The sequence below is a fragment of the Sulfitobacter sp. CW3 genome (assembly GCF_019392245.1).
GTDB lineage: Bacteria > Pseudomonadota > Alphaproteobacteria > Rhodobacterales > Rhodobacteraceae > Sulfitobacter.
Map to the genome: position 1 here is coordinate 1 of NZ_JAHXRL010000464.1, position 247 is coordinate 247.

Here is a 247-nt window from a genome sequence, read left to right on the forward strand (position 1 = left end):
CCCGGGCAGCCGGGCCGTCAAGAGCGGCGCGGCTGAAGACCCAAGGTCCGTCCGCGAGCGGATGCGCTGCATCGATCTCGCCCCGTTCCGCCGCCAGGCGAAGGGTTCGCGCGGCAACGCCGACGCGGGCGGCAGCTTGGGTCAGGTTCAGCCAAGGCTCCTCTCCCGCCGCGGCCTCGCGGAACACCGGGATGCGGTACTGCGAGCGCAATGCCGTGACGCGCTCGCGCGTGAAGCGGTTGCCGTG

Annotated in this window: 1 pseudogene; it reads right to left on the reverse strand. The window is 72.9% G+C overall.

The window, feature by feature from the left end:
- Positions 1-247, reverse strand: a pseudogene (locus KZZ06_RS21825) (hypothetical protein); the annotation flags it as partial.